This is a genomic window from Chelativorans petroleitrophicus (assembly GCF_025398195.1).
GTDB lineage: Bacteria > Pseudomonadota > Alphaproteobacteria > Rhizobiales > Rhizobiaceae > Chelativorans > Chelativorans petroleitrophicus.
In genome coordinates, this window is sequence record NZ_JAODNV010000001.1 from 66981 (window position 1) to 92574 (window position 25594).

The following is a 25594-nucleotide window of genomic DNA, read 5'->3' on the forward strand; positions in this document are numbered from 1 at the left end:
TCGCGATCAGATTTCTGCGAGCCAAGCCGTGGCGGGCGGGACAATACATGAAATTTCCCCGGCGCTCTTCGGTGGCGTTGCGAATGATGCTATCGCTGGACAAGGATATGCCGCCGCTACGGGCCCGTGGGGATGAGCGACAGACGAAGCGATGAGGGACGGCGCGCCGAGTCCCGCCGGATATTGGAGCGTGTGGATCGCGACAGCGAATCGCTCCTCATGCGGTCGGCCGCGAAAGCGCGCGATCATTTCGCCGCGCGCGAGGCGGAGGGAGAGGACTGGACCGAGCTCTGGGGACGCCGCCTTGGCCGCGCACTTGCCGTCGTGTTCGCGATCTTCCTCCTTGCCTGGCTCTGGCTGACACTGAGGGGAGGGCATTCATGACGGGTGCGCGTGACAGCGTTAGGCAGGGCGGGCGCGTTCCCGCGGTCATCGTGGTCTCTAGCCATGTGGTGCGCGGGTCAGTCGGTAATCGCGTCTCCGTCTTCGCGCTCGAAACCATGGGATATCCGGTATGGGCGGTGCCAACCATCATCCTGCCGTGGCATCCGGGCCATGGCCGCGCCAACCGCATCGTGCCGGCCGCAGGAGATTTCGCTGCCCTGATGCACGACGTTGAAAACGCTCCCTGGCTTGGCGAGGTGGGGGCGGTGCTGTCCGGCTATCTGGGCGATGCCACGCAGGCCGATGCAATCGCCTCTCTGGTGAAGGCGGTGAAGCGCAGGAATCCGGACGCGATCTATCTGTGCGATCCCATCATGGGTGACCGGGACGGCCTCTATGTGCCGCAGGCCGTTGCGGCTGCGCAGCGGGATAGGCTGATGCCCATTGCCGACATAGCTACCCCGAACCGCTATGAGCTTGCCTGGATGGGGGGTGCCGAGCTCGACAGCCTTGATTCCATCGCATCCATCGCAGCCTTTGCGGCGAAGGCCGGCCCCCGGACCATGCTGGTCACATCGGCCCCCGGCGATGCGCCGCGCAGCATCGCCAATCTCCTGCTTACGCCGGAGGAGACATATATGGCGGAGCATCCGGCCATCGAAAATCCGCTCAGCGGGACGGGCGACGTTCTTGCCGCCCTGTTCCTCGCTTGGCTTCTCGGCGGTGCCGCGCCTTCCGAGGCTCTGCGGAAGGCCGCCGCCGCCGTGTACGAGGTGGTGACAAGCGCAGCAGGGCGCGGCGCGGACGAGCTGATGCTGGAAACGGATGTGGCAAGCTTCACTCAGCCTGGGGATGTCGTGACGCTGCGCAGGCTTGCGCGCGTGGTGTAGCGGCCCGTCGCGTCAATGCCGGAAGTGGCGCATACCGGTGAAGACCATGGCGATGCCATGCTCGTCGGCAGCCGCAATCACCTCCTCGTCGCGCATGGAGCCGCCCGGCTGGATAACGGCCGTGGCGCCGGCCTCGATCGCTGCAAGCAGCCCGTCCGCAAAGGGGAAGAAGGCATCCGAGGCGACAACCGAGCCCCTGGTGAGCAGTTCGTCGAGGCCGGCGGCCTTGGCGGCATCCTCCGCCTTGCGCGCCGCGATGCGCGATGAATCTAGGCGACTCATCTGCCCGGCGCCGACGCCAACCGTCGCCAGATCCTTTGCGTAGACAATGGCGTTCGACTTCACATGCTTGGCGACGCGAAAGGCGAATTTCAGATCCGCCAATTCCTTTTCGGTCGGAGCGCGTTTCGTCACCACCTTGAGCTCCAGGTCGTCCACGACGCCCGCATCCCGCGTCTGCACCAGCAGTCCGCCTGAGACGGTTTTGGCTGTCAGCCCGGGGGCGCGCGGGTCCGCCACGCCTCCCGTCAGCAGAAGGCGCAGGTTCTTCTTCGCCGCGATGAGTTCCTGTGCTTCCTCTGTCGCATCCGGCGCGATGATCACTTCGGTGAATATCTTCACCATCTCTTCCGCCGCTTCGGCGTCCAGCGTGCGGTTGAGCGCGATGATGCCGCCAAAGGCCGAGACAGGGTCGCAGGCGAGCGCCTTGCGGTAGGCTTCCGCAAGGGTCGGTGCTTCCGCCACGCCGCAGGGATTCGCATGCTTGATAATGGCGACGGCGGCGGTCCTTGCCGGATCGAACTCGCTCACCAGCTCGAACGCGGCATCCGTGTCATTGATATTGTTGTAGGAAAGCTGCTTGCCCTGCACCTGCCGGGCCGTGGCCACTCCAGGTCGCCGCTCCCCGGTGATGTAGAACCCCGCCCTCTGGTGCGGGTTCTCGCCATAGCGCATCACCTGCTGAAGCCGCCCGCCGAAGGCGCACCATTCCGGCCCCGAAATGGAAAGCGTTTCAGCGAACCATTGCGAGATCGCGGCGTCATAGGCCGCGGTGCGCGCAAAGGCCTTCGCGGCCAGCTCCTGTCGCAGGCGGTAGGACAACGCGCCGCCATGCTCTTCAAGCGCCGCCGTCACCCGGTCATAGTCCGCCGGGTCGGTAACGACGGCGACATAGGCATGATTCTTCGCCGCGGCGCGCAGCATGGCCGGACCGCCAATGTCGATGTTCTCCACCGTCGCGGCATAGTCCGCGCCGCTGAAGCGCACCTCCTCGAACGGATAGAGGTTGATGATGACGAGATCGATCGGCTGGATACCGTGCCTCTCCATCGCCGCCGCGTGCTCGGCGTCATCGCGGATGCCGAGAAGCCCTCCGTGAACAGACGGATGCAGCGTCTTCACCCGGCCATCCATGATCTCGGGAAAGCCTGTTAATTCCGAAACATCGCGGATGCGAAGCCCTTCCTTCGCAAGGGCGGCTGCAGTGCCGCCGGTGGAGACAAGTTCGATGCCTCGCTCGTCGAGTGCTTTGGCGAATGTAACGATGCCTGTCTTATCCGAGACTGAAATCAGGGCGCGCCGCACCGGGACGAGGTCGGGCGCGGGGATATTTTTAGCAGGAACGGCCATGGCTATCCTCGTTGGCAGGCTGCCGACCTAGCACAGCATCGTTTCAAATCAAGCCGTAGCCTTATGAAGGCATGTCGAGAATGCTGTGCGTGCGCACGAGCTGCCAATGGATTTCCTGCAGATCGGCGGCATCTAAATGCAGCACGATCTGGCGGCTGCGGCATGGGCCGGCCACGGCGGCGAAAAAGATCGATTCTTCCACGACCGGCTGCACCTCGCGGCAGGTGAAAACCCAGGTGTCAGTCGCATCGCCTGAAAGGATGAGCAGCCCCTCGTTGTCGCGGTAGAGATCGATGTCGGGATGAAGGTGAAAGCGCACGGCGATCGCGGCGCCGTTCGGACGCCGGCCGTCAGGCCTGCGGAAGCGGTCAGTGCCGCGCACCATGGTTCCTTCCTGCATGAGCACCAGCTCGCGCTCATGCACGATGCCGAATCGGGGAACGTAGCCGTCGTGACTCGCTACGAAGCCCAGTTTTCCGGTCGAGTCGATGCGTTCGCAGGTCACCTTGCGCGGACCGCCGATGAGCGGCGTGCCGACCCAATCGTCCCATCCGGCCGGCAGGGCGAAGCGCGCCTGCGACGTGTCCGCCACCGTGGCGGTGGAATGGGCGGCCGTTGCGCGCGCGAGCGGCCGGAAGGTTTCGGAGCCGAAACTGTCTGTCCCGCAGTTGACGATGAACTGGTGCCTGCCGGAGGAAAGCTCGAAGGAGAGGCAACCCGCATGGGCCATGCTGGAAAGCTCGGGCGGCGGCGGCGCGGCCGTGTCCGCGATGATGGTGGTGCTGCCCATGGTGAGTCGCTCGTAGCCCGAATGCGGCGCGTGCGACAACGGCGCTCCGCCCGTGTCGTCGTAGCGCAGGATCGCGGCCACCCGATCGTGGATGGTGATACCCATGCCGTTGAAGCGTGCCAGGCTTCCGTCGCGATGGCGGAAGAAGCGCAATGCGGGAAGCATCCGTTCCACCGCGCCGACAAGGGCATCGGGCGGCGATTGCGCCTGGTTGGCGTAGGTCTGCCTGAGGGGCAAGAGATCGGCCAGAAGCTCGATCACGGCGCACGGGTTGCGCGATACATGCCCGCCGTCCGGAAGGATCTGGCGTTCGAGCTCCGCCGAGAGATTCCGGGTCGCGCTGTTGAGCGCGGAGGCGGAAGAGGGAAGCGACAAGGCGGCAAAGGCGATGGCAATGCGTGCTCTCAGCCTCTCCTCACCGTCGGGCATTTCCGCCGCGATGGAGCGCAGATAGCGCACCTGAATCGCCAGCAGCTTAAGATACTGGCGGTAGAAGGCGAGGTCCGCCCCCTGAAGCACGACGGCGGAATGCTGAAGCCAGGCGATGATGCGCCGCGCCGTCACAGCCGGATTCCAGGCAATGCCGGCAATCCGCCGGCCATAAAGGCCGATCCAGTCGGACACCAGCGCGCGGGCATTCGCCGCCGCAAGCTCTGTCTGTGCCGCGTGCAGGTGCCTCAGCCAGCGAAAGCCGTGCAGGGCTTCGAGCCAGGCTTGGTTGCGCACATCCATGTGAAAGGGCGATTGGCCGCCGGTCTCCACAAGATGCCCGGCAAGCAGGAAGCGGCCGTGGTAGATTTCGCGCGCGATGGCCGGGTCGGCGTGCCGCAGGTCGGGCGGGGCGATCAGAACCCGCTCCGGCGTCCGCCCGGTATAACGCCAGCGATAGGCTGGGCCCGCGCGCAGCCTGCGCCGCAAACGCCGCCATGCCTGACGCGCCGCCAGATCCCAAAGAAGCGGACTGAAGCCGCTGGCTGCCATTGAATACCGCACCCGTGAACTCTGCTTTCCCGCGCCGCCCGCATCGCGAAAGCCATTTCTACGCGGAGACTAAATGATTCAACGGCTTGTGCGAAGGACAAATATCCCCGCCGGAACCCGGTTGCGCAGGTTGTCTGTCCGGTCATAGGGAACCCGCCGGTTCCGGCCGCGTTGCAGGCGGCATGCAGCCTCTGTTCGATGACTTCACGGTCGATACTGTCTTGCCCTGGCAGGTGATCGCAGTCCGGCTCGTGTTCGCCATCCTGCTGAGCGGCATCCTGGGCTTCGAGCGCGAGCTTACCGATCGTCCGGCCGGGCTTAGAACCCATATGCTCGTGTCGCTGGCCTCGGCCACCTTCGCGCTCGTGGCGGTGGAGATCATCTCCATGCAGGTCTTTGCCGACCAGCGGGTACAGACCGATCCTGTCCGCCTGGTGGAGGCGATTACGGCCGGCGTCGCTTTTCTTGCGGCCGGATTCATCATCTTCAAGCGCGGACAGGTGCGCGGCCTGACGACGGGCGCGGGCATGTGGCTTGCCGCGGCCATAGGGCTTTCCGTGGGCCTCGGGCTGTGGACGATCGCCGCTCTCTCCTGCCTTCTGGGCACCATCGTTCTTGCGCTGCTGCGCCGGCTCGAGGTGAAGCTTGCCATCAAGAAGCCAACGCCGGGCGCGGAAGAATAGCGACAATTCTGACGCGGCGGATTTGCAACGGGAGTTGACGCGGACGCGGCTGGCCGTATAGTCCGCGCCTGTCCGCCCGTTTCCGGCGCGGGCCCCTGTGGCGGAATTGGTAGACGCGACCGACTCAAAATCGGTTTCCGCAAGGAGTGCTGGTTCGAGTCCGGCCAGGGGCACCAACAGTCCACACGAAAGAACAGTTTTCCCAAACGGGCCCATGGGGCACCGACCGGCCTGATCTGGCGAGGTCAGGGGCTCGCATGTTGGCCGTTTTCTTAACCGCCTCGCTCCCGGCCGCCTTCAATGGCTTCTTCACTCGGTCCGGATATGACAAATAGTGGCAAACTCGGCGGTTGGGGGATCTACCGTGCCAATTCCAGATTACGAAACGTTGATGCTTCCTATCCTGCGCCTCTTCGCAGAGGGTGCACCAAATGTTGCGGCTTGCCTTCCCGCCCTTCAAAAGCAGTTCAACATATCCGATGAGGAAGCCGCCCAGCTTATTCCGAGCGGTCGTAATACCACCATCCTGCAAAGTCGGGCACATTGGGCGCGAACGTATCTCTCCAAGGCGGGCCTCCTTGTTTCCCCGCGCCGCAATTTGCACGTCATCACAGAGTTGGGACGACAGGTCCTCGCGTCCAATCCCGAACGTATCGACAATGAAACGCTTTCCCAGTTCCCGGGCTTCACAGAATGGATTGAGCAATCTCGGCAGGCAGAACATTCGGGGCGAAGCGCTGAACGTCCTGTTCGCGCTAAAGTGTCTGTAGACATCACGCCGATTGATGAGCGTCAGACTCCCTTGGACGCCTATGGAAGCCGCCTCGGCACTCCTCGACGCTGCTTTGCGCGACGAACTGATTTCCCTGCTCTACCAGCTTTCTCCGCAGCGGTTTGAACGGGTGATCCTCGACCTCCTTCTGGCAATGGGATACGGTGGGGGCGATCTTGCCAATGGCTTGATGACCAAAGCTACCGGTGACGGCGGGATTGACGGCATCATCCATGAGGATGCCCTCGGTCTTGATGCGGTCTACGTTCAGGCAAAGAGGTATGCAGCCGACAACAAAGTCAGCCGCCCGGACGTTCAACGATTTATCGGGTCGTTGACGGGGGAGGGAGCGACTAAGGGCGTCTTTGTCACCACCTCCGACTTCTCAAAGGAAGCCCACGAATATCTTCATCGGGTGCAGCACCGGGTCGTGCTTATCAATGGGCAACGGCTGGCACAGCTTATGATCCAGCATGGTGTAGGCGTTCGAGTTCGCCAGACATACAAAGTTCAAAGCGTGGACGAAGATTACTTCGGGGATGCTCTCGGGTAACGCTTGCCTCCCCATCGTTGCCGCCGCCACAATTGCCCTTATAGCCAGCACCGCACGAGGTCCACAACAGAGGAATGAGGCCAGCGAGGGTTTCGCGTCCATCTGATTGATATTCAAGGACGAAACCGGTCTCTTTAATGGTTTGATTTGGTGCCTACGACCCGGCTAGGGCACCATCCGCTGCAGCGGAACTCGCCGCCGCGGGATGTCCCGTCCGGCAGAGATAGGGAGTGCAACATGCGGATCGTCCGCGCTGCAGCGGCCTTCCTCCTGCCTTGCCTGCTTCTTGCCGGCTGCCAGATGGTGGAAAGCGATTCCGGCGGAAGCAGCGTCGCCGGTACGCCGCCCCAGGCAGAGGCTCCCTTCTTCGTCGGGCGCTGGGCCGCAGAGGAAAAACTTTGCCAGAGTGCCGCCTGGGAAATCACGGCGGAGAGGCTTTCGACCCCCGGTCACGTGGTGTGTGAGTTCAACGAGGTGCACGAGAGCGCGGCCGGCTACGAGATCGATGCCACGTGTATGGCGGAAGTTCCGCCCGCGCCCTATACGCTCGCTGTCTTCTATGCGCAGTCGGTTGGCGCTCTGCTCATTGAGGGCGGCCCCTTCGAGCCGGTCGGGCTCACAGCCTGCGAATAGTTCTCTCTTCGGTCAGGCACGTCCGATCCAGCGCCGCACGCGGCTGCGCAAGATGCGCATGACGTTACGCGCCTCGCGATGGAACTGGATCTGACCGGCGGCCTGATGGGCGAGCTTTTCGGACTGTGGCGTCAGGCCCACGACAAAGGTGCCGAAGATGCGCCGCTCCGACCACAATCGGCTCATCACCGGGTGGTCCGGCACGGCGCAGGAGTCGGTGACGTTGATGTTGGGATCTTCCAGATGGTTCTTCGTCACCTCGATCATGAGCAGCGTGCCGGGGGAATAGGCGGCGAAGGTCTCATCATAGGCCGTCTTCCAGGTATAGGCGACGGCTGACTCCACGAAGACGACCAGACAGGCTATGGGCCGGCTGTCCAGCGTGAGCGTATGGATGCGGCAAAGGTCGCGTTCGGCCAGCCGGTGCACGGCTTCGCGCGCGAAGGCGGCGCGATAGCGGTCCACCACCATTGCCGTGCCTTCGCGACCCTTCCAGCCGGAGGCCTCCAGCGTCAGGAACGTTTCGATGCCGTCACGAATCTCGTCCGCCCGACGGGCGATCACATGCTCCAGCCGGCCAAGCTCCGAAAGCCGCCGTTTGAGGCGCCGGAATTCGCGGTAGTGATGGGCGCGCAGGCTTTGCCGCAGATAGGCCTCGCCATCGAGTTCGCTTTCCAGGAACGGCCGCTCGACCTCGCCCACCGTGATCAGCGGCAGGTTGTGCGCTTCGGCCACCGCCTTCAGCGTGGCGGCAAAAGGCCCGTCGATGCGAGTTTCGGGGAAGGCGAAGATTTTGGGCAGCTTGAGATGCGGGCGCGCCAGCATAGCGAAGAAGTCTTCGAGCACGCCGGCCGGGTCGTCTCCGTCGATCAGTGGCGTTCCCAGCGGGCCGAAGGGATGAGCCCAGGCGCGCATGATGGGTGCGCCGATGGGAACGGGCGGCTTCTCGACCGAAAAGGGAACGAGCAGCCTGAGGCGGCTCCTCTCTTCGGTGCCGTCGCGGATAACGGCAAGCCGCACCTCGCGATCCTCGAGCCGCGGCATGGCCGGGGCCAGAAAGCGCGGATTGAAGAACACGTTTGGCTCGATCGCGCGGGCGGCGAGATAGTCGAGCTCCTCCACTAGGTCAAAACCGGCCGAGGCCGCGTAAATGGCGAGTTTGCGCGCCGGCCGGACGGAGGAGGCAAGCTCCATGTCGGCCTGTCCACCGGGCTCCGCGATACCGGCAAGATCACTGATGAGTGCGCCGGACGGGCTGCCGCCCATTTCCTCGATTAGGGGTGTGGAGACCATCACATTGCCTCCTTCTTCCAGGGAGCGGGAAGGAATACGGCCATGGCAATGCCCAGCTTGCGCCGGACAGTGAGCGAGAGCAACGTCGCCTCGAAAATCATCGCGATGGCTGTGGCGACGGCCGCACCCCACAACCCCAGCTGCGGGATCAGCACGACATCCAGCCCCACATTGATCGCGAGAGTGACCGCATAAACCGCGGCGCAGGCGTTCTGGTGGCCGCTCATGGTGAGCATGCTTTCGGCCGGTCCCACCGCGGAGCGAGCCACGACCGCTCCGACCAGCAGGAGGAGGAGCGGATAGCCGCTGTCGAAGTCCGGCCCGAACAGCATCAGGATCGGTTTGCCCAGAATGAGGACGACGGCGCCCATGGCGAGGGAGGGCCAGAAGGTCCAGGAGACCGTCTCGCGGGCGAAGCGCGCGAGCGCCGACCTTTCCCCCCCATGGATGAGGGCTGCATAGCGCTGGGCAACCCCGGCCTTCACGGCGAAATAGACGAAATGGACGAGCGCCAGCGTCTTGACCGTGGCGAAATAGACCGCAACGTGCATCGGCTCCATGAAAAGGCCGACCATCAACACGTCCGCGTTGGTGAGCAGAAAGAAGAAGCTTTCCACCAGGAAGATCGGAAGGGAGACGGCAATCCAGGTACGCGCCAGAAAGCGCGGGCGAGCTGGCGGCACGCTGGCCACGGCACGGCTGCTTACAGCCGTGAACTGAATGATGGTCGTAAGATAGGTGGCCAGAATCGCCGCGATGACCGCGCCTTTCGCATCGGGAGTAAAGCCGGCCGCGTGCAGGCCCCATAGAAAGAAAAGGATGAGCAAGGGGCGGATGAGATAGGTCGGCGCCATAGCCCACCAGGCAAGGGCATTGGCCCGGGCGATGCCCTGGAGCTGGTCGCCCAGCGCGATCATCGGCAGGCAGATGAGACCCAAATAGAAGGGCACCACATAGTAGCTCTCGATGAAAGGCTCGAACAGCCAGATGCCCAGCGCACCCAGCAGAGCCGCCACGGTAGAGAAGACAAGCACGAAGAGTCGACTCGCCAGCAGAATGCCGCGCAGCTCGGCAAAGCGCTTCTGGGTGCGATATTCCGGGATGAAGCGGATCACCGACGTGTGGAAGCCAAGGCACGAGATGTTGCCGAGGATGATCATCGTCACCCAGACGAGCACGAAGATCCCGTATTCGAAGCCGCCCATGTAGCGGGCAAGCAGAACCTGGCTCAGAAAGGCGATCGCTGCGTTGACGATGCGGGAGGCGAAGGCGATCAGCGACATGCGGCCGGCTTCGCTGCGCGCGTCGGTGGCCGATACTAGGGCGTCGAACCGCGTAGCCCAGGGCCGGGCACGGGTCGCCAGTCGCCCCGGCAGGAGACGTTTACCCGCCATTGCCGCGGAAAAGCGCACGTGAAAACACCCCCGCTTCATCTGTGTCGCGGGTGTTCTAGTGCAAAGTCTTTAAAAGCCCGTTGCGAAGGACGAGAGGATTGGAGAAGCCGCGCACCGTTGGGCGGCGACTCCGTACTCAGAGGGGCTCAGACGAACGCCCCGTGGCAGTGCTTGTACTTCTTGCCGGAGCCGCAGGGGCAAGGCTCGTTGCGGCCCACCTTGCCCCAGGTCGAGGGATCGTTCGGGTCTCGCTCTTCTGCGGGCACGATTCGGTTATCGGCCCTGATGAGCGTCATGGTGTCGCCGTCGGCAAACTCGTCCTGCCCGGTGCTGGCGTCCACATGCTGAGGCCGCATGGTCGCGGGCGTCTGCGGCGGCGGAGCCTCGGCCGCCTCGCGCACCAGCTCGACGCGCATGAGGTGCCGCGTCACTTCCTGCCGCAGATTGCCGAGCATGGCCTGGAACAGCTCGAAGGCTTCCGATTTGTACTCGTTGAGTGGATCGCGCTGGGCATAGCCGCGGAAGCCGATCACAGAACGCAGATGGTCGAGATTGACCAAATGCTCGCGCCACAGATGATCGAGCGTCTGCAGGAGGATCGACTTCTCCACATAGGCCATGATGTCTGGGCCGAAGCGCTCGGCGCGGTCGGCTGCCGCCTTGTTGGCGGCTTCCGTAATGCGGGTGCGGATGTCCTCCTCGTCGATGCCTTCTTCCTGCGCCCATTCCTCGATGGGCAGGTCGAGATTGAGATAGTGGCGCACACCTTCCTTCAGGCCCGCCACGTCCCACTGCTCGGGATAGGCCTTCTCGGGAATGTGACGGTCGACCAGATCGTCGATCACGTCCTGGCGCATTTCGGCGACCGTCTCCGACAGGTTCTCGCCGTCCATCAGCGCAAGACGCTGCTCGAAGACCACCTTGCGCTGGTCGTTCATCACGTCGTCGAACTTGAGCAGGTTCTTGCGGATGTCGAAGTTGCGCGCCTCGACCTTCTTCTGCGCCTTTTCCAGCGCCTTGTTGATCCAGGGATGGACGATCGCCTCGTCCTCCTTCAGCCCCAGCTTCTGCAGCATGCCGTCCATGCGGTCGGAGCCGAAGATGCGCATCAGGTCGTCCTGAAGCGACAGGAAGAATTTCGAGCGTCCGGGATCGCCCTGGCGGCCCGAGCGACCGCGGAGCTGGTTGTCGATGCGGCGGCTTTCGTGGCGCTCCGTGGCGAGCACATAAAGGCCGCCGGCGGCGATCGCCTGTTCCTTGAGCTTCTTCACATCCTCGCGGATGGCCTTTTCCTTGGCCTCCCGCTCCGGCCCGGGAGGCATGTCACCCAGCTCCTCCTGAATGCGCATGTCGGGATTGCCGCCGAGCTGAATGTCCGTGCCGCGGCCGGCCATGTTGGTGGCGATGGTGATGGCGCCGGGCTTGCCCGCCTGGGCGACGATGAATGCCTCGCGTTCATGGTGGCGAGCGTTCAGGACCTCGAAGTCCTTGATGCCTTCCTTGCGCAGGCGCTCGGCCAGGTATTCGGACTTCTCGATGGAGGTCGTCCCGACAAGGATCGGCTGGCCCTTGGCCCGAGCCTCCTTGATCTCCTTGACGATGGCCCGGTACTTCTCCTCGGCCGTCCGGTAGACCTCGTCATCCTCATCGATTCGCTGGACCGGAAGGTTGGTCGGAATCTCAACCACGTCCAGACCGTAAATGTTTGAGAACTCCTCCGCTTCCGTCGCCGCCGTGCCGGTCATGCCGGCAAGCTTGTCGTACATGCGGAAATAGTTCTGGAAGGTGATGGAGGCGAGCGTCTGGTTCTCCGGCTGGATCCTGACGTGCTCCTTGGCCTCCAGCGCCTGGTGAAGGCCTTCGGAATACCTGCGGCCGGGCATCATGCGGCCGGTGAACTCGTCGATGATGACGATTTCGCCGTTCCTGACGATGTAGTCCTTGTCACGCTGGAAGAGCTTGTGGGCCTTCAGCGCGTTGTTGAGGTGGTGGACGATGGCGACATTCTCGACGTCGTAGAGCGATTCCCCCTTGAAGAGGTTCGCCTCGCGCAGCATCTGCTCCACCTTCTCGGTGCCTTCCTCTGTGAAGGTGGCGGTGCGCTGCTTCTCATCGACCTCGTAGTCGCTCTCGTCCAGCTTCAGGATGAAGGTGTCGATGGTGTTGTAGAGCTCCGACCGGTCATCGAGCGGGCCGGAAATGATGAGCGGCGTGCGCGCCTCGTCGATGAGGATCGAGTCCACCTCGTCCACGATGGCGAAATTGTGCCCGCGCTGTACCATCTGCGCGCGCTCGTATTTCATGTTGTCGCGCAGATAGTCGAAGCCGAGCTCGTTGTTGGTGGCGTAGGTAATGTCACAGGCGTAAGCCGCCCGGCGCTCCTCGTCCGACAGGCCGTGAACGATGACGCCGGTGGTGAGCCCCAGGAACCCGTAGACCTTGCCCATCCATTCGGCGTCTCGGCGAGCGAGATAATCGTTGACGGTCACGACATGCACGCCTTTGCCCGCGAGCGCGTTCAGGTAGACGGGCAGCGTGGCGACCAGCGTCTTGCCCTCGCCGGTCTTCATCTCCGCGATCGCGCCCTCGTGCAGGACCATTCCGCCGATGAGCTGAACGTCGAAGGGGCGCAGGCCGAGCGTGCGCCGGGCCGCCTCGCGCACGACGGCGAATGCGGGCACCAGCAGGTCGTCAAGGCTGGCGCCGTTCGCCAGCTTCTGCCGGAATTCCTCGGTCTTCCCGCGCAGCGCCTCGTCGCTCAGCGCTTGCATTTCATCTTCGAGCGCGCCGATGGCCTCCACGCGGGGGCGGTAACTCTTGACGCGCCGGTCATTGGACGATCCGAAAATCTTGCGGGCAAGCCCGCCGAAACTGACCATTCCCGGTCCTTTCAAAATCGCGATGCGCCGGCTTGGAAACGCCGGATTGCCGCCACTGTCAAACCAAATCGGGCGAAGGAACGTCCGGAATGCTTCTGGACGCTGGATCGAAGGAGAGATAAGAGGGGCCACCACTCATGTCAACTTTGCGCGAGCCGCGCCGGAACCGCAAAAATCCGCCACACCGCGGTAGTTTCGAGGAAGGGTGAACCTATCTGCCGGGGCAAGGCCCGAATTTCACGACTGGAGATTTCCCGATGCACGACTTTGTCCGCCGCCTCCTTATTGCGCCCGCCCTGGCCGGCGCCGTTACCATGCTGCCCGCCGGGCTGCCAGCGCTCGCCCAGGAGGACGGCGTGGTCGCCACGCTCAACGGCGAGCCGATCACCGAGGCCGACATCGCCATGGCCGAGGCCGATCTTGACCCGCAATTCGGCCGCCTTCCCGAGGCGCAGCGCCGCGCGGCCGCCCTCTCCGCCGTGATCGACGTTCGGCTCTTTGCCGCCGAGGCGGAGAAGCAGTCGATTGATCAGAGCGAGGACTTTCAGCAGCGCATGGAATTTCTGCGCGAGCGGGCGCTGCATTCGGCCTATATCGACCAGAATGTTGTGCAGGGCATTACCGAGGAGGACCTGCGCGCCCGCTACGAGGAGGAAATCGCTAAGATCGAGCCGAAGGAAGAGGTGCGCGCACGCCATATCCTGGTTGAAACGGAGGAGGAAGCCGCCGAGATTATCAAGCAGCTGGATGAGGGCGCCGACTTCGCCACCATCGCCGGGGAGAAATCCACCGACGGGGCGGCCGCGCAGGGCGGCGATCTGGGCTCCTTCACCAGAGGCCGAATGGTACCGGAGTTCGAGGAGGCCGCTTTCGCGCTGGAGCCGGGCACCTATTCAAAGGAGCCTGTGAAGACCGCCTTCGGCTGGCACGTGATCAAGGTGGAAGACAAGCGCATGCAGGAGCCGCCCGCCTTTGAGCAGGTGGAAAACCAGATACGTTCCATGCTCATCCGTGACCGCTATCTCGAAACGGTTGCCTCGCTCAGGGGCGGTGCCGAGCTCGACATTCCGAACGAGGAGCTGAAGGCGGCGGTGGACCAGATGTTCCGTGCGCAGCTCGGCGAGCCCGCCGCGGATGAAGGGGACGCGCCGCAGGAGTAGCCCCGACATGGCCTGACAGGCCGGAAACTGGAAGACAGGGAGAAAGCCCCGGAGAGGCTTTCTTCTTTTTAGGCTCGTTCCGCCTTCGCGCCGCGGGCGATGAGCCGCAAGATGGCGCGAAGTTCAGCCTCCCCCGGCCATCGATGGGTGATGAGCTGGGTCCAGGCGAAGGAGATGACGAGCTCCGCCACCGCATGCGGATCGGTGTCGGAGGCCACTTCGCCACGGTCGCGCGCCCGCTTCACGATCCCTGCGATATGATCGCGGCGATCCAGGGCATAGTCCCTGACAGCTTCCGCTGCCGCCTCGTCGTTCTGGGCTTCGGCCAGTACGGAGCGGAAGATGTTTCCTGAAGGGGTAGTGCGCCAGTGCTCCAGAAGGGTCCCCACGAAGACCGTTAGGTCCTCTTCGAGATTGCCCGTGTCGGGTACCGGAATCTCCGGTTTCTGGCGGTGATAGGCGTCAAGCAGCAAATCCGCTTTGCCCCGCCACCATCGATAGATGGTCGGCTTGCCTGCCTTGGCGCGGCGGGCCACCGCCTCAATCGAAAAGCCCGCGTAGCCCGCCTCCTGGAGGATTTCCCCCGCAGCCTGCAGAATCGCTTCCTCCGCTTCGGCACTCCGCCGCGCGCCCGTCGAGCGGCGGGCCGGTTTTCGCTGGCTGCTGGACATTCGTTGCTCCTAAAAAATGTCAGCAACCATAGCATGCCCTCTTGACGAAACGAAACGGCTCGTTAATTAAAACGATACGTTTCGTTTCGGAAAGGGGAACCATGACTACCGCTACTTCCTCCGCCAGTGCTTCCCGCATAGCTCAAACTCGCTTTTCGCGTCCGCGGTTCGCGTTCATTCTCGTGTTCGGCGTTTATCCGCTGATCACGGGGCTTCTCTACCTGATCCTGCCGCTCACTGACGGCTGGGCGCTCTGGCAGCGCACGATGATTCTTGTCCCGATCATGGTGGTAGCCATGACGTGGGGGCTCATCCCTGCCGTGCAGAGGCTTTTCCGCAACTTTCTCAATCCACCCGTCAGGGGAGCCCGGGCCGGCTGACGCGGTTTCGGCTTGCGTCGGCTGCAAGCATGGGGCAGACGGAGGCCTTCGAGTCTCGCATTTCCGGGAAAGGCCTCATGTCCACTGCCGTGTCGCCGCTTGCGCCGAAACGCTATCCGAAGATGCCTGAAATAGAAGGCGTGCGCATCGCCGCCGCCGAGGCCGGCATCAAATACAAAGGCCGCAAAGACCTGATGGTCATGGTCTTCGATGAGGGCACGGAGGTTGCGGGCGTCTTCACCCGGTCGAAGTGCCCGTCCGCGCCGGTCGAGCTTTGCCGCAGGAACCTGCCCGGCGGCAAGGCGCGCATTCTGGTCGTCAACTCCGGCAATGCCAATGCCTTCACCGGCCGCAAGGGGCGCGAGGCCACCCAGATCACGGCAGAGGCCGCGGCAAAGGCGGTAGGGAGCTCCGAGACCGAGGTGTTCCTCGCCTCCACCGGCGTCATCGGCGAGCCGCTGGAGGCCGGCCGCTTCTCCCATCTGCTTGGCGACCTCGTATGGCGGGCCGATCCGGCAGGCTGGGAGGAGGCCGCCCGCGCCATCATGACCACCGATACCTATCCGAAATTCGTGACGGCGACGGCGCGGCTGGGCGAGACCGAGGTGATCATCAACGGCATTGCCAAGGGCGCGGGCATGATTGCGCCCGATATGGCGACCATGCTGTCTTTTGTGGCGACGGATGCGCCCATCGCCGCGCCGGTCCTGCAGACGCTCCTCTCGAGGGGCACCGCAACGACCTTTAACGCGATCACTGTCGACGGCGACACGTCCACATCCGACACGCTCATGCTGTTCGCCACCGGCCGGGCCGCAGCACGCGGCGCGCCGCGCATCACCGATGCGGGGGACCCGCGTCTGGTGCCGTTCCGGCGCGCGCTCGGCCGCGTGCTGAAGCAGCTCGCCCTGCAGGTGGTGCGCGACGGGGAGGGTGCGCGCAAGCAGGTGGAGGTGACGGTCACCGGCGCGAAATCGTCCCGCTCGGCCAAGCGCATCGCGCTCGCGATCGCCAATTCGCCGCTGGTCAAGACCGCGATCGCCGGCGAGGATGCCAACTGGGGCCGCATCGTGATGGCCGTCGGCAAGGCGGGCGAGCCCGCCGAACGCGATCTTCTGGCCATCTGGTTCGGCGATATCCGGGTCGCCCATGAGGGCGAGCGCGATCCGGACTATTCGGAAGAAGCGGTGTCGGCCTATATGAAGCGGGACGAGATCGCCATCCGCGTCGATCTCGGCCTCGGTCGCGGCAAGGCCACGGTCTGGACCTGCGACCTGACGAAGGAGTATGTCGCTATTAACGGTGACTACAGGAGCTGAATTTGAAACAGGTGGCGGCTGAGCGGCTGGCACAGATACGCCGGTTCGAGGCGGCGGGCTTCCGCGCCTGGCCGGCGACCTCGGTGCAGTATGACGGCACCTGGGCGATTCGGATGACCGCCAGCCATCCCTCCTGGCGTCTCAACTCGGTCAATCCGCTCGATCCCGCCGACGACCACCGCCTTGCCGAGCGCATCGAGAAGGCGGCGCGCAGGTTTCAGGCATATGGGCGGACGGTCACATTCCGTATCTCGCCGCTGTGCCCTCCTAAGCTCGTGGAACATTTCGACGCGCAAGGCTGGGCGAAGCTTAAATCATCCACGGTGATGCGGCTGAAGCTGAGCGAGGAGGTGACCGCCGGGGCGATGCACCAGATTCCGCTCAAGGACCTCAACCGCTTCGTTTCGGCCGCCTTCCAGGTGCATGGCTATGACGCGGATCTGAGGCCGGGCTTCACCGAGGTGGTGAGCTCCATCAAGCCCGAGGCCGGTCTTTTCATCCTCGAGCAGGACGATGTGCCCGTCTCCGCCGCGATCTGCGTGCAGGACGGGGCGCTGGCCGGTCTCTTCGAGGTGGCGACGGCAAAGGCCTACCGCTGCCAGGGCCATGGCCGGCGTATGCTGCTGTCGGCGCTCAAATGGGCGCATCTGCGAGGGGCGACCGAAGCCTGGCTGCAGGTCATGGACGACAACGAGGCTGCGGTCCGACTCTACCGCTCTCTCGGCTTCGAGAACGTCTACACTTACCATTATCGCCGTCCGCCGGCGGAGGCGTAAGAATGGATGCCGGAGCGAAGCCGGTAGTCCTGGTGGCTGCCTGTGCGCTGATCGACGCGGATGGACGGGTGCTCATCGCGCAGCGGCCGGAAGGCAAGCTGATGGCGGGCCTGTGGGAGTTTCCCGGCGGCAAGGTGGAAGCGGGCGAGACGCCCGAGGAAACGGTCATTCGCGAATTGCGCGAGGAGCTGAGTGTAGAAACGAAGGTTGCGTGCCTCGCTCCGCTCACCTTCGCCAGCCACACTTATGAAAGCTTTCACCTGCTCATGCCGCTATTTGTGTGCCGGCGCTTCTGGGGCACGCCGCACCCGAACGAGGGCCAGGCGATCAAGTGGGTGCGCCCGCTCAAGCTGCGCGACTACCCGATGCCCCCTGCCGACGCGCCGCTGATTCCCTTCCTCATCGACCTGCTCTGACCCGCCGGACGCCCAGCGTTAAGCGTTCCTTTAGGCGAATGTGAGAATTCGTCCTTCAAGGGACGGAACGGGGCATTCTGGAGGGCATGATGACGTCACGCTTCGAGGGACCTCCGCGGGGTGACGAGACCTGGACGCGTGTCGGCAACGCCGGGATCGGCCTTGTAAGGGTCGCGCTTCTGTTCGGTTCCGCCGCGATCGCGCTGGCGCTCGTTCTGGCACCCATTATGGAAAGGCGCACCCGAGAGGCGGCCTTCAAGGGCGTCGGCCTGGATTATATCGCAACGGGGTCGATCAACGGCGGTGGTCATATTTTCACGGTGCGGCGCAGCATTCTGCAGCCCGAACCCGTCTGCATCTTCCCCGGTGGCGAGAAGGAAGGGCAAACGTGCTGATCTCATTTCCACAGGTTCCGCGACTGCCATGAAAGGCCGGAAGACATTCGTCGCTGCGGCCGGATCGCAAGCTTGGCTGGCGGGGCGTTCGCCCCGTCGCAGGGAGGGCGCGGCCGCTGTCGAATACGCCTTGATCGCCGCCGTCATTCTTGTGGCGATCATCGTGGCCTCCGCCGAGCTCGGGCGGCAGGTGACCACCGTCTGGCACGACAATGCCGAAGAAACCCTCGCTGACTGAGCGGATCAGCCGGATTCCTCTGCTCCGGGCGAAAGGACGCTTTTCAGGGAGACCTGCGCGCTGCCGGGCCGCAAAGGTTTCTGCTGCGACTCGTGCGGTGCCCAGCCGGACATCCAGATAATGTCGAAGCTCGCGCGGATCCGCCCGTCGGGATCAGAAAAACGGTCCTGATAGATTTCTGCCGCGCGCATGAAAAGCCTGCGCGTCGCGGGGCGGCGGCTGCGTTCGATGAGGGCGCTCGCCGCACCCATGGCGCGAAGGTCCTGCATAAGATCGAACATGGTGGCGTAGCGGACGGTCACGCTCTCGATATCGGCCACTGGCAGGGCGAAACCTGCCCGCTGGAGAAGAGCGCCCGCATCGCGCACATCCGCGAAGGGATCGACTCGAGGCGCGGCACCGCCGGAGAGCTCGGTTTCCGCCTCGAGCAGGCTGTGACGCAGCTCCGCGAGCGTGCCCGCGCCCGCCATGGCAGCGAGGAACAGCCCGTCGGGTCGCAGCGCGCGGCGGATTTGCACGAGAAGGCCCGGCAAGTCGTTCACTTCGTGCAGTGTCATAAGCGAAACGGCAAGATCGATGCTTCCCGGTTCGAAGGGCACCGTCTCGGCAGGCGCGACGACGCCCTCATGCTCTCCTGAAAGCAGCCTTTCATCGGCTTCGACGCGCAGCACGTGATTGGCCTTGCCGCTGCGCGTGATCGCGTCGGCGGCGTGCGGCGTGAGGCAGAACAGGGCTACGGCCCGGTGAAAATGCCGCTCGACGGGGGCGAGCCGCTCCGCCAGATCGTCCGCCACATGGCGCATGAGAAAATCGGCCGGCTCGCCGCTCCTCAGGGCGCGCAGCTTGCGGGCGAGCGTCAGATCGCTGTCGAAGATGGGCTTCATGAGGCTCTTTCATTCCTGGCGGATGCGCAGTGCCACACAAATGCTATAATGGCAAAGGTGGGGTGCTTTTTGCGGGCGGGCAAGGATGAGGCTTTTGCGTCATGCGGGCAAAGTTGCGCGGGAGTGGCCGGTACGGCTCCTGTTTCCACCCACATGCCTCGGCTGCCACGATCTCGTGACATCGCCTGGGGCGCTTTGCCCGGAATGCTGGCCCCATACCCGCTTTCTGGAGCGGCCCTGGTGTCCGGTGATGGGCACGCCGTTCGACCACGACATGGGGCCGGATTTCCTTTCGGGCGAGGCGATTGCCGATCCGCCGCCCTTCCGCCGCGCGCGGGCGGCGGTGGTCTATAGTGGCGTGGCGCGCCGCATGGTGCAGGGGCTGAAATTCGCCGACCGAACGGACCTCGCGCCGTGGATGGCGCGCTGGATGCTGCGGGCGGCGGCAGAGCTGGTGGCCGATGCGGATATCGTCGTGCCGGTGCCGCTGCATCGCCGGCGCTTTTTCTCACGCCGCTTCAATCAATCGGCCGAGCTCGCCCGCGCATTGGTGCGGCTGACGGACCTTGGCTATGCCCCGGAGGCGCTTGTCCGCCAGCGCGTGACGCGCCAGCAGGTTGGGCTCGGCGCGCGCGAGCGCGAAGCCAATGTGCGCGGCGCCTTCACGGTGCCGCCGGAAAAGAAAGCGGTCGTCGAGGGCCGGAGCGTCATCCTCGTCGACGACGTCTATACCACGGGCGCCACCGCGAAGGCCGCCACGCGCGCCTTGCTGCGGGCGGGTGCCAGCGCCGTCGACGTCCTGACATTCGCGCGGGTTCTGCCGGGAGACTTTGCGTGCGGCGATCCTGCAATTATATAGCGCGCATGGGTAGCACGGACGGCACCATGGCGAACGTCACCATCTATACGCGCATCGCGTGCGGCTACTGCGCCGCGGCCAAGCGGCTGCTGGAGCGCAAGGGCATCGCCTATGTCGAGCACGATGCGAGCTTTTCCCCCGCGCTGCGGGAGGAAATGATAAGGAGGGCAGGCGGCCGCTCCACTTTCCCGCAGATCTTCATCGGTGACATTCACGTGGGCGGATCGGACGAACTGCACGCGCTCGAGCGCGAAGGGCGGCTCGAGGCCCTGCTGCAGGAGCAGGGCGTGCCGGGAGCGAAGGCATGAGCACGATACGCGTAGCGGCGCTGCAAATGCGCTCTGGCGAAAATCCGCAGGACAATCTCGCGACGTTCGAGGCTTTGGTTCGGGAGGCCGCGGGCAAGGGTGCTGCCTATGTGCAGAGCCCGGAGATGACCGGTATTCTCGTGCGCGGGCGCGAAAAGCTGGCCGAGCGCGTATATGCGCAATCGGACGATCCGCTGGTGCGGCGCGCGGGCGAACTCGCTCGGGAGCTTTCGCTTTTCGTGCATCTGGGCTCCACGGCTATCGCGCTCGAAGGCGGGAAGGTGGCCAACCGCTCCTTCCTGTTCGGGCCCAACGGCGCGCTGATCGCCACATACGACAAGATCCACATGTTCGATGTCGATCTGGACCATGGCGAGAGCTGGCGCGAGTCGGCGACCTATGAGCCTGGCACACGTGCCGTTGTGGCGGCATTGCCCTTTGCCCGGCTGGGCCTTGCGGTCTGCTACGACCTGCGGTTTCCGCAGCTTTTCCGCGCGCAGGCCCTGGCGGGCGCCGAGGTGCTGACCGTTCCCGCCGCCTTCACGCGCCAGACGGGTGAGGCGCACTGGCACGTGCTCATCAGGGCGCGCGCCATCGAAAACGGCGCTTGGGTCATTGCCGCTGCCCAGGGTGGTCTGCATGAGGACGGACGGGAAACCTTCGGGCATTCGCTCGTGGTCGATCCCTGGGGGCGCGTCATTGCGGAAGCAGACCATGATGAGCCGACCGTTATCGTCGCCGATATCCACCCTGCAGCCTCAGCCGAGGCGCGGCGCAAGATACCCAATCTTAAGAACGCACGTGATTTTACGGTGAACGAAGTGGTCTATGAACAAACCGGACCGGAAGAGGTGATGCCGTGATCCGCTTCGGCCTCATCTGCGAAAACGAGCACGAGTTCGAGGCGTGGTTCCGCAGCGGCGATGACTTCGAAGTCCAGAAGAGCAAGAAGCTCGTCGTCTGTCCCGTTTGTGGATCGCAGAAGATTGAAAAGGCCCTGATGGCGCCTGCGATCGCCACGAACCGCAGCAGCGAGCGCATCGCGCTTGCCATGAGCGAGGAGCAGAAGCAGGCGCTCGCACAGCTTCGCGCGCTGGCGAAGAAGGTGCGAGAGAACGCCGACTATGTGGGCGACAGGTTTCCCGAGGAGGCGCGCAAGATCCATTTCGGCGAGGTCGAGCCGCGCGGGATTTACGGCGAAGCCACGCCGGAGGAGGCCCGAAGCCTTGCCGAGGACGGCGTGGAATTTATGCCGCTTCCAATCTTCCCCGAAGATCGGAACTGACGCTCCGTCTCCGGAGCGCTGTTTGCGGAAGCCTCAGCTACGCTCCTCGGCCCTCGGCTTTTCAGCCAGAACGATGTAGTTGACGTCCATGTCGCGGGAGCGCTGCCAGCGGTCGGACAGAGGATTGTACACGACACCCGTCCGGTCAATGGTCACCAGGCCTGCTGCCGTGAGCGCCCGCTCAAGCTCTTCAGGGCGCACCAGCTTGCCGTACTGATGGGTGCCGCGCGGCAGCCAGCGCAGCACATATTCCGCGCCGATGATGGCGAGGCCCAGCGCCTTTAAGGTCCGGTTGATCGTGGCGATGAACATGATACCGCCGGGCCTCAGCATCTGGGCGCATTTTTCGATGAACAGGTTGATGTCGGCGACGTGCTCGACAACCTCCATGTTCAAGATCACGTCGAATGTCTCGCCCTGTTCGGCCAGAGATTCGGCGGTTTCGGCGCGATAATCCACCCGCACGCCGGCTTCCGCCGCATGAAGCTTCGCCACCTCAATGTTGGTCTCGGAGGCATCAGCGCCCACCACTTCGGCCCCGAGACGCGCCATCGGCTCGCACAGAAGGCCGCCGCCGCACCCGATATCGAGTATCCGCAGGCCCTTGAACGGTTCGGCCGCGCGCGGATCACGCCCGAACCGGGCCGCGACGTGGTCGCGGATATAGGCGAGGCGAACGGGATTGAACTTGTGCAGCGGGCGGAACTTGCCGTTCGGGTTCCACCATTCCCCCGCCAGTGCCGAAAAACGTTCAACCTCGCTGGCATCGATGGTGCTTCGTCGGACATCGGGCATGGTTTCGCCTGTTCTCCGTCTCACATTCGCGCGCCCGCCTTCCGGTCGGGGCTTTTCGCGCCGCCATGAAGTCGGGTGGAGGGGGGCAAATGTCAAGTTTGGATTTTTGAGCGTAATGCGGTCTTAAGCAGCAGGGTGCCTCGCGCACCAGGCGCGAAACCGTGATCTGCAGATCCGAAAAGCCGCGTTCAGCCGCAGGCCGGAGAGGCGCAGATGGTCAGGGATTCGGGCGAAAGGGTGGCCGTTTGGACCGGCGAATGATGATCAGTACGCCGGTTATGGCAAGCAGCGAGCCCACCGCCATGCGCGTGTCGAACGTGTCTCCGGTCACCAGAACGCCGAGGATGACGGTGAACACCGGCGACATCAGCATGAGCGAAGCTATAAGGCTGGCCTCGTATTTCTGCACGAACCGGTAATAAATCGTGTGTGCAGTGACCGAGACGATCAGGGCGGAAAAGACCACGGCGCCCACGAAAATCCAGCCTGCTGCCCGCACGCCTTCGATCTGATTCGTCTCGAACAGCATGGAAGCTGCGAACATGGGAAGAATTCCCGTAACGCCCACCCATGCCTGGAACTGCAACGGCTTCACCTCGGATATCTGCTTGAGCATAATGGCGCCGAACGAGCTGGCCACAGCGGCAACCGCGGCAAGCACCAGGCCGGGATCCAGTGACGCATGTTCGGGATGCCACATGACCAGAACCGCGCCTGCGAACGCCATGCAGATACCGGTCACGCGCCGCCAGCGGATGACCTCTCCGAGAATGAGAACGGAAAGCAGCGTCGTCACCGGAACGTTGAGCTGCTGCACGATAGCGACGCCGGACGGATCGGCCAGCGCGATGGCCGCGAAGGAAAGGCCGAAGGTGGCGCTGCCCATCAGAAAGGCGGCGGTGGCCATGCGCCAAAACCGGCGCGGCAGCGGGAACAGCCATGGGCTGACCGCCACGGCGATGAGGATGGAACGTATCGCCGCATAGAAAAGCGGCGGCGCGCCGGCCTCAAAGGCGAGCTTGCAGACGATCGCATTCGCGGCCCAGATCAGGCAGACCGTTGCGAGCAGCAGAAAATCACGATGCTGCATGATGCCTGCGATCCGTGATTTGTCTGCTGGTCTGCTTCCGCGCGGCCTCGGCTAAAGCCTGCATCGGGAGTGTCCGCCAAGCGGATGCATAGAGAAGAAATGTCTGCTGCACTCAGGAGACCGTCATCTGCTGGCGGATTCCTTGGGGCCGCCCAACCCCTCGAAGATAGCAAACGCCCGGTGGCGATTCCGTATCACCTATCAGCTTGCACACGACCTAAAAACCTTCATGACAGCACTGCCGCATCGTGGCTCATCGGAATTGTCGGCCATGTACCACTGTCCCGAATGATTTGACGCATAGGCCGGCCCGCTCGCCTTTGCGGCCTCATGCGTCGGGAATGGTGCGCACCGGTGAGGCATGGGCTGGTTCGGGCATCCGGCGCCAGAGGAGCCAGGACAGAATAGCCGTTGCGCCCATCGCCGGTACGACCGTGCTCATGGCGAGCACGGGCTCGCCGATCAGCGCGGCAACCGATCCGCCGAGCAGGCCCGCTCCCATCTGCATGAATCCGCCGAGCGAGGAGGCGGAACCGGCGATCCGCGGGAAAGGCGCCAGTGAGGCTGTCAGCATCGCTGGCATGACGAAGGCGATGCCATAGGCATAGACCCCGACGGGGCCCATCACGCTCAGGAAGCTCAGCGGAGCCGTGTTGAGAAGCAGAGGAACGAGCAGACTTCCTGCAGCGATGAATGACAGGCCGACGGGAACGAGCCGCCAGGCGCTGGTGCGGCGCATGAGAAAGCGCACGGATAGCGAGCCCGCGAAGAAAAGCCCGGTCTGCATCAGCATGCCGACGCCGAACTGGGACGGCGTAAGCCCCACATCGTCCATAAGGATGAAGGGCAGGATGGTGGCCTGGGTGTAGAGCGCACCGACGCTTCCGGCGACGATGAGGCCGCTGGTGACGAAATAGGGGGTCGCCAGAAGCGTGCCGTAGGAGCGCAGGAGGCTCCCCGGCCGTATGCGGGAAGGATCAGGCTCCACCGTCTCGTGCATGAAAATCTGCACTACGATAACGATGGCGAAGCCCGCCGTGAGCATGATGAGGAAAATTGCCTGCCACCCGGCCAGCTCCATGGTGAGCCCGCCGATGGTTGGCGCAAGCGCCGGGCCGGCCGCGAGAATCAATCCCGTCAGGTTCATGATGCGCGCGGATTGCTCGTTCGTGAAAAGGTCGCGCACCAGCGCGCGCGAGATGGCCACGCCCGCTGCCGCGCCAACGCCCTGGAAGAAGCGCGCGGCGATCAGCACCTCCACGGTGGGCGCCAGAACGGCGACGAGGCTCGCCACGGCATAGATGCCCATGAAGGCGAAGGTGACCGGCTTGCGCCCCAGCCCGTCCGACAGCGGCCCGCAAACGAGCTGCGCCACCGCGAAGCCCGCGAAATAGAGCGACAGCGTCATCTTGACCGCCGCCTCCGTCGTGCCGAAAGCTCTCACGATTTCGGGCATGGCCGGCGTGTAGAGCGCCATGGAGATCGGCCCGATCGCCACCAATATGGCGCCGAGAAGGCTCACCCGGCGCTCGCTCATGAGCGGTGCGGCACCGGCTCCATTGCGAATGTTCATGCAGGCCGGCCTTCGGTGTCCGAGTCCGTTTTTGGCGGCTGCGACCGCTTCTTCTCGCACAGCCCGGCCAAGTTCGCGCGCGCCTTTTTTAGAAGCCGGTTAAGCAGCTCCCATTCCTCTTCACTTATATCGCCGCGCGCGCAAGCCCGGACATCGCGCGTCACGCGCCGAATGGCTTCCAGCGCTGCATCGGCTTCCGGGGTGAGACACACGAGCTTTGCCCGCCGGTCGGTGGGGTCAGGCATGCGCCGCACCAGCCCCCGGTCCTCGAGCCGGTCGAGATAGGTGCTGAGCGTCATGGGCTCGAGACCCATGCGCTCGGCCAAAACGTTCTGGCGCACCTCGCCGGCTCGCGCTGCGTGCAGCAGCGTGCGCGCCTCGCCGGGCGTAAGGCCGATGCCTTCATCGACGATCCGCCTGTCGAGATCGGCCTTGATGAGACGCGAAAGATTAGTGATGAGGAAGCCGAACGTATCGGTGTCGAACCGGGAGCTCACGCGCGCCTCGGAGTAAATTATAAGAAATACTTACTAATTTACCCGGAGATACGCGCGGCGAGCTGGC

At 64.0% G+C, this 25594-nt stretch carries 28 protein-coding genes and 1 tRNA gene; 18 read left to right on the forward strand and 11 right to left on the reverse strand.

The window, feature by feature from the left end; translation table 11 throughout:
• The first annotated feature begins 132 nt into the window (after positions 1–132).
• Positions 133–384, forward strand: a complete 252-nt coding sequence (locus NYR54_RS00345) for a hypothetical protein (RefSeq protein WP_261513357.1) — start codon at positions 133–135, stop codon at positions 382–384.
• A complete protein-coding gene (gene pdxY, locus NYR54_RS00350) occupies positions 381–1274 on the forward strand; it encodes a pyridoxal kinase PdxY (protein ID WP_261513358.1) in 894 nt (297 codons plus the stop codon). The genes NYR54_RS00345 and pdxY overlap by 4 nt, the downstream gene beginning before the upstream one ends.
• A 12-nt stretch (positions 1275–1286) precedes the next feature.
• Here pdxY and purH read toward each other — a convergent pair whose 3' ends face one another.
• Together purH and NYR54_RS00360 are read right to left on the reverse strand one after the other, a co-directional pair.
• On the reverse strand, positions 1287–2903 hold the full coding sequence (gene purH, locus NYR54_RS00355; RefSeq protein WP_261513359.1) for a bifunctional phosphoribosylaminoimidazolecarboxamide formyltransferase/IMP cyclohydrolase: 1617 nt from the start codon (positions 2901–2903) through the stop codon (positions 1287–1289).
• Positions 2904–2964: 61 nt separating this feature from the next.
• Complete coding sequence (locus tag NYR54_RS00360; RefSeq protein ID WP_261513360.1) at positions 2965–4674, reverse strand: heparinase II/III family protein; 1710 nt, start codon at positions 4672–4674, stop codon at positions 2965–2967.
• A 182-nt stretch (positions 4675–4856) separates the two neighbouring features.
• On the opposite strand from NYR54_RS00360, the gene NYR54_RS00365 reads away from it, so the two are divergent.
• The 5 genes from NYR54_RS00365 to NYR54_RS00380 all read left to right on the forward strand — a co-directional run bounded on the left by NYR54_RS00365 (position 4857) and on the right by NYR54_RS00380 (position 7315).
• A complete protein-coding gene (locus tag NYR54_RS00365) occupies positions 4857–5357 on the forward strand; it encodes an MgtC/SapB family protein (protein ID WP_261513361.1) in 501 nt (166 codons plus the stop codon).
• A gap of 91 nt (positions 5358–5448) precedes the next feature.
• A tRNA-Leu gene (locus NYR54_RS00370) sits at positions 5449–5533 on the forward strand.
• Between the two features lie 215 nt (positions 5534–5748).
• Positions 5749–6255, forward strand: a complete 507-nt coding sequence (locus NYR54_RS19335) for a winged helix-turn-helix domain-containing protein (RefSeq protein ID WP_423738546.1) — start codon at positions 5749–5751, stop codon at positions 6253–6255.
• Positions 6170–6682, forward strand: coding sequence for a restriction endonuclease (locus NYR54_RS00375; RefSeq protein WP_261513362.1), 513 nt, complete (start codon positions 6170–6172; stop codon positions 6680–6682). The genes NYR54_RS19335 and NYR54_RS00375 overlap by 86 nt, the downstream gene beginning before the upstream one ends.
• Before the next feature lie 237 nt (positions 6683–6919).
• Complete coding sequence (locus NYR54_RS00380) at positions 6920–7315, forward strand: hypothetical protein (RefSeq protein ID WP_261513363.1); 396 nt, start codon at positions 6920–6922, stop codon at positions 7313–7315.
• Between the two features lie 12 nt (positions 7316–7327).
• Here NYR54_RS00380 and NYR54_RS00385 read toward each other — a convergent pair whose 3' ends face one another.
• From NYR54_RS00385 to secA, 3 genes are all read right to left on the reverse strand, one after another.
• Complete coding sequence (locus NYR54_RS00385) at positions 7328–8608, reverse strand: GNAT family N-acetyltransferase (RefSeq protein ID WP_261513365.1); 1281 nt, start codon at positions 8606–8608, stop codon at positions 7328–7330.
• Positions 8608–10020, reverse strand: coding sequence for an oligosaccharide flippase family protein (locus NYR54_RS00390; RefSeq protein ID WP_261513366.1), 1413 nt, complete (start codon positions 10018–10020; stop codon positions 8608–8610). Before NYR54_RS00390 ends, NYR54_RS00385 begins: the two co-directional genes overlap by 1 nt.
• Before the next feature lie 128 nt (positions 10021–10148).
• Positions 10149–12881 carry a preprotein translocase subunit SecA gene (gene secA, locus NYR54_RS00395; protein ID WP_261513368.1) on the reverse strand — a complete coding sequence of 911 codons (2733 nt, stop codon included), beginning with the start codon at positions 12879–12881 and terminating at the stop codon, positions 10149–10151.
• 257 nt (positions 12882–13138) lie between these two features.
• On the opposite strand from secA, the gene NYR54_RS00400 reads away from it, so the two are divergent.
• Entirely contained in the window at positions 13139–14041 is a 903-nt protein-coding gene (locus NYR54_RS00400) for a peptidylprolyl isomerase (RefSeq protein WP_261513370.1), read from the forward strand.
• A 68-nt stretch (positions 14042–14109) separates the two neighbouring features.
• On the opposite strand, the gene NYR54_RS00405 is transcribed toward NYR54_RS00400, so the two are convergent.
• Positions 14110–14712: a TetR/AcrR family transcriptional regulator gene (locus tag NYR54_RS00405; RefSeq protein ID WP_261513371.1), complete on the reverse strand. Its 603-nt coding sequence runs from the start codon at positions 14710–14712 to the stop codon at positions 14110–14112.
• Positions 14713–14813: 101 nt separating this feature from the next.
• Between NYR54_RS00405 and NYR54_RS00410 the strand changes: the two genes are divergently transcribed.
• From NYR54_RS00410 to NYR54_RS00435, 6 genes are all read left to right on the forward strand, one after another.
• Complete coding sequence (locus tag NYR54_RS00410; protein ID WP_261513372.1) at positions 14814–15092, forward strand: putative antibiotic biosynthesis monooxygenase; 279 nt, start codon at positions 14814–14816, stop codon at positions 15090–15092.
• Positions 15093–15169: 77 nt separating this feature from the next.
• Entirely contained in the window at positions 15170–16411 is a 1242-nt protein-coding gene (gene argJ, locus NYR54_RS00415; RefSeq protein ID WP_261513373.1) for a bifunctional glutamate N-acetyltransferase/amino-acid acetyltransferase ArgJ, read from the forward strand.
• Positions 16412–16413: 2 nt separating this feature from the next.
• Complete coding sequence (locus tag NYR54_RS00420) at positions 16414–17187, forward strand: GNAT family N-acetyltransferase (RefSeq protein WP_261513374.1); 774 nt, start codon at positions 16414–16416, stop codon at positions 17185–17187.
• 2 nt (positions 17188–17189) lie between these two features.
• On the forward strand, positions 17190–17603 hold the full coding sequence (locus NYR54_RS00425; protein ID WP_261513375.1) for a (deoxy)nucleoside triphosphate pyrophosphohydrolase: 414 nt from the start codon (positions 17190–17192) through the stop codon (positions 17601–17603).
• 89 nt (positions 17604–17692) lie between these two features.
• A complete protein-coding gene (locus NYR54_RS00430) occupies positions 17693–17998 on the forward strand; it encodes a hypothetical protein (RefSeq protein WP_261513376.1) in 306 nt (101 codons plus the stop codon).
• A 28-nt stretch (positions 17999–18026) separates the two neighbouring features.
• Positions 18027–18236, forward strand: a complete 210-nt coding sequence (locus NYR54_RS00435) for a Flp family type IVb pilin (RefSeq protein WP_261513378.1) — start codon at positions 18027–18029, stop codon at positions 18234–18236.
• Between the two features lie 5 nt (positions 18237–18241).
• Here the strand turns inward: NYR54_RS00435 and NYR54_RS00440 are convergent, their stop codons facing one another.
• Complete coding sequence (locus NYR54_RS00440) at positions 18242–19120, reverse strand: methyltransferase domain-containing protein (RefSeq protein ID WP_261513380.1); 879 nt, start codon at positions 19118–19120, stop codon at positions 18242–18244.
• Positions 19121–19205: 85 nt separating this feature from the next.
• Here NYR54_RS00440 and NYR54_RS00445 point away from each other — a divergent pair, with 85 nt between their 5' ends.
• Genes NYR54_RS00445 through NYR54_RS00460 form a run of 4 tightly spaced genes read left to right on the forward strand, consistent with a single transcriptional unit; the run spans position 19206 to position 21572 of the window.
• On the forward strand, positions 19206–19979 hold the full coding sequence (locus NYR54_RS00445; RefSeq protein ID WP_261513381.1) for a ComF family protein: 774 nt from the start codon (positions 19206–19208) through the stop codon (positions 19977–19979).
• A gap of 26 nt (positions 19980–20005) precedes the next feature.
• Positions 20006–20287 carry a glutaredoxin 3 gene (grxC, locus tag NYR54_RS00450; RefSeq protein ID WP_261513382.1) on the forward strand — a complete coding sequence of 94 codons (282 nt, stop codon included), beginning with the start codon at positions 20006–20008 and terminating at the stop codon, positions 20285–20287.
• Positions 20284–21150, forward strand: a complete 867-nt coding sequence (locus tag NYR54_RS00455; protein ID WP_261513383.1) for a carbon-nitrogen hydrolase family protein — start codon at positions 20284–20286, stop codon at positions 21148–21150. The genes grxC and NYR54_RS00455 overlap by 4 nt, the downstream gene beginning before the upstream one ends.
• Positions 21147–21572, forward strand: coding sequence for a DUF1178 family protein (locus NYR54_RS00460; protein WP_261513384.1), 426 nt, complete (start codon positions 21147–21149; stop codon positions 21570–21572). The genes NYR54_RS00455 and NYR54_RS00460 overlap by 4 nt, the downstream gene beginning before the upstream one ends.
• Positions 21573–21605: 33 nt before the next feature.
• Here NYR54_RS00460 and ubiG read toward each other — a convergent pair whose 3' ends face one another.
• The 4 genes from ubiG to NYR54_RS00480 all read right to left on the reverse strand — a co-directional run bounded on the left by ubiG (position 21606) and on the right by NYR54_RS00480 (position 25527).
• Positions 21606–22367 (reverse strand): bifunctional 2-polyprenyl-6-hydroxyphenol methylase/3-demethylubiquinol 3-O-methyltransferase UbiG, encoded by a 762-nt coding sequence (gene ubiG, locus NYR54_RS00465; RefSeq protein WP_261513385.1) that lies wholly within the window; start codon positions 22365–22367, stop codon positions 21606–21608.
• Between the two features lie 217 nt (positions 22368–22584).
• A complete protein-coding gene (locus tag NYR54_RS00470; protein WP_261513386.1) occupies positions 22585–23457 on the reverse strand; it encodes a DMT family transporter in 873 nt (290 codons plus the stop codon).
• A 328-nt stretch (positions 23458–23785) separates the two neighbouring features.
• Positions 23786–25030 (reverse strand): multidrug effflux MFS transporter, encoded by a 1245-nt coding sequence (locus tag NYR54_RS00475; RefSeq protein ID WP_261513387.1) that lies wholly within the window; start codon positions 25028–25030, stop codon positions 23786–23788.
• A complete protein-coding gene (locus NYR54_RS00480) occupies positions 25027–25527 on the reverse strand; it encodes a MarR family winged helix-turn-helix transcriptional regulator (protein ID WP_261513388.1) in 501 nt (166 codons plus the stop codon). Before NYR54_RS00480 ends, NYR54_RS00475 begins: the two co-directional genes overlap by 4 nt.
• Positions 25528–25594 lie beyond the last annotated feature (67 nt).